Origin of the sequence: Streptomyces sp. NPDC005402 (assembly GCF_040606575.1) — a bacterium.
GTDB lineage: Bacteria > Actinomycetota > Actinomycetes > Streptomycetales > Streptomycetaceae > Streptomyces.
Genome location: NZ_JBEXFB010000071.1, coordinates 1 through 2,268, shown reverse-complemented (window position 1 = coordinate 2,268; position 2,268 = coordinate 1). Strand labels below are relative to the sequence as shown.

2 protein-coding genes are annotated in these 2,268 nt (G+C 69.1%); both read left to right on the top strand.

Annotation, left to right across the window (positions count from 1 at the left end):
* Nucleotides 1-105 precede the first annotated feature (105 nt).
* The gene (gene istA, locus ABZT02_RS46090; RefSeq protein WP_356029459.1) at nucleotides 106-1,371 is read left to right on the top strand and encodes an IS21 family transposase; all 1,266 of its coding nucleotides are present in this window, start codon (nucleotides 106-108) and stop codon (nucleotides 1,369-1,371) included.
* Nucleotides 1,371-2,195 (top strand): IS21-like element helper ATPase IstB, encoded by an 825-nt coding sequence (gene istB, locus ABZT02_RS46085; RefSeq protein WP_356029457.1) that lies wholly within the window; start codon nucleotides 1,371-1,373, stop codon nucleotides 2,193-2,195. The genes istA and istB overlap by 1 nt, the downstream gene beginning before the upstream one ends.
* Nucleotides 2,196-2,268 lie beyond the last annotated feature (73 nt).

Sequence of the window (2,268 nt, the reverse complement as noted above, 5' to 3'; positions counted from 1 at the left end):
GTCTCGGCGACGCCTGAATTCTGACCCTCTGACGGCGGATCAAAAGTGACCCTCTGGGTGGTCTTCGCCTGAACCTGATCTTGATCGGAAGGTCAGGAGGGAAGGGTGATCCGCGTGGAGGACTGGGCAGAGATCCGCAGGCTGCACCGGGCCGAGCAGATGCCGATCCGGGCGATCGCCCGGCATCTGGGCATCTCGAAGAACACGGTAAAGCGTGCGCTGGCGAGTGACCGGCCGCCGAAGTACGAGCGCCCGGCCAAGGGCTCGGTGGTCGACGCGGTCGAGGTACAGATCCGTGAGCTGCTCAGGGAGACCCCGTCGATGCCCGCCACGGTGATCGCGGAGCGGATCGGGTGGGAACGCGGGATGACGGTCCTCAAGGAACGGGTGCGGGAACTGCGGCCCGCCTATGTTCCGGTCGATCCGGTCTCGCGCACGACCTATCAGCCGGGCGAGCTGGCCCAGTGTGACCTGTGGTTTCCCGAGGCGGACATCCCGCTGGGCTATGGGCAGACGGGACGTCCGCCGGTGCTGGTGATGGTGTCGGGCTACTCGCGGGTGATCGCCGCGCGGATGCTGCCCTCACGCACCACCGGCGATCTGATCGACGGCCACTGGCGGCTGTTGAACGGATGGGGCGCCGTGCCTAAAACACTGGTCTGGGACAACGAGGCAGGGGTCGGCCGCGGCAAGCTCACCGCGGAGTTCGCCGCGTTCGCGGGTCTGCTCGCCACCAAGATCTATCTCTGCCGGCCCCGCGACCCGGAAGCGAAAGGGCTGGTCGAGCGGGCGAACGGCTATCTGGAGACCTCGTTCCTGCCCGGCCGCACGTTCAGCGGTCCCGGTGACTTCAACACCCAGCTCACGGCCTGGCTGGCCGTCGCGAACCGGCGCCTGCACCGCACGCTGCAGGCCCGTCCCGCCGAACGCTGGGAGGCCGACCGGGCCGGGATGCTCGCACTGCCGCCCGTCGATCCGCCGGCCTGGTGGCGGATGCAGACCCGCATCGGGCGTGACCACTACGTCCGCGTCGACACCAACGACTACTCCGTGCACCCGGAGGCGATCGGACACACCGTCACCGTCCTCACCGACAACGATGAAGTCATCGCCCTGGCGCCCGGCGGCGTGATCGTTGCCCGCCACCCCCGCTGCTGGGCCCGCCACCAGACCCTCACCGATCCCGATCACGCCGCCGCCAGCCAGACGATGCGCGGGCAGGCCCACCATCACCAGGCCGCCCAGGCCAAAGACACCCGCCGACCCGCGGCCGGGGACGGGCCGCTCGTCGAGGTCGAACAACGCGAACTCCGCTCCTACGACCGGTTGTTCACCGTCATCGAAGGCGGCGGCGACAGGGAGGCCGGCTGATGCCCCGCACCACCACTGCCCCGGCCGAGAACACCGGAGCGGGCCACAGAACAGGCTCTCAGACCACCGCCGACCTCGCCTTCCTCGCCCGCGCGATGAAGGCCCCGGCCCTGCTGGACGCCGCCGACCGGCTCGCCGATCGCGCCCGCAAGGAGTCCTGGACCCACGCCGAATACCTGGTCGCCTGCCTCCAGCGCGAGGTCTCCGCCCGCGAATCGCACGGCGGCGAGGCCCGCGTCCGCGCCGCCCGCTTCCCCGCGATCAAGACGATCGAGGAACTCGACGTCACCCATCTGCGCGGCATCACGCGACAACAGCTCGCGCATCTGGGCACGTTGGACTTCATCGCCGGCAAGGAGAACACCGTCTTCCTGGGCCCGCCCGGCACCGGCAAGACGCACCTGGCGATCGGGCTCGCGGTTCGTGCCTGCCAGGCCGGCCACCGCGTCGCCTTCGCCACCGCCGCCGAGTGGGTCGACCGCCTGGCCGCCGCCCACCACGCCGGCCGCCTGCAGGCCGAACTCACCAAACTGTCCCGTTACCCGCTGATCGTGGTCGACGAGGTCGGCTACATCCCCTTCGAAGCCGAGGCCGCGAACCTGTTCTTCCAGCTCATCTCCAACAGATACGAACGCGCGTCCGTGATCGTCACCAGCAACAAACCCTTCGGACGCTGGGGAGAGGTCTTCGGCGACGAGACCGTCGCAGCCGCCATGATCGACCGCCTCGTCCACCACGCCGAGGTCCACTCCCTCAAAGGCGACTCCTACCGCATGCGAGGACGCGAACTCGGACGCGTCCCCACCACCACCGACAACGACTGAACCAACCGAACCGAAGACACCCGGGTCAGATTCCACCTGTCCAGACTGGGTCCAGGTTCAGCCGCCGCCGACA